The 568-nt window shown below is 46.8% G+C and carries 2 protein-coding genes; both read left to right on the top strand.

Going from position 1 to position 568, the window contains the following annotated elements:
* A partial coding sequence (locus HMPREF9144_RS13170; protein WP_006046536.1) for a tyrosine-type recombinase/integrase occupies window positions 1–289 on the top strand: 289 nt, incomplete at its 5' end.
* A gap of 55 nt (window positions 290–344) precedes the next feature.
* Window positions 345–568, top strand: a 224-nt coding sequence (locus tag HMPREF9144_RS12600) for a DUF1896 family protein (RefSeq protein ID WP_040596002.1), incomplete at its 3' end; no start/stop codon positions are given.

Raw genomic sequence — 568 nt, 5'->3', positions numbered from 1 at the left:
TATTAAGGCAGGACTGCCACCGCATACTCAAGCGACCTCGCACACCGCACGGCACACCTTTGCCACGACCATCTGTCTGGAGAACGGACTTCCGATAGAGACGGTGAGCAAGATGCTGGGGCATCGCTTTATCTCCACGACCGAGATTTATGCACGGGTGACCAAGAGCAAGATTGCCAAGGAAATGCAACCCCTGATGGGTAGTGAGCATACAAGGGTACTGCGTAAAGCCTTACGGCTGTGTCCGTCAAGAACACCGAAAAAGTCAAGTCCCATAATTGGGATGTAACAGCCGTAATGAATGATTCAAAAAAAAGAAGTCCAACTTTTTAACAAGAAAAACAATGAAACAGAAGAACAAACAGGAACTTTCCTACTTTCGATTGAAGTTAAGAAGTTACATGAGTGAGCATCACCCCGAAAAGTTGCAAGATACGGAGTTTATCACTGCACGGGCAGATATGGCTCTCACAGTTTACTGCGATGCTGTAGCACAAGGCTTTACACACATTGAAGCGGAGAGCATGGCAAGCGAGGCATTGTATCAAGGCTTGCACTTTTCCAAGTA

This window comes from Prevotella pallens ATCC 700821 (assembly GCF_000220255.1).
Lineage (GTDB): Bacteria > Bacteroidota > Bacteroidia > Bacteroidales > Bacteroidaceae > Prevotella > Prevotella pallens.
The sequence above is the reverse complement of the archived record's forward strand: the minus strand, read 5'-3'. Positions and strand labels throughout refer to the sequence as shown.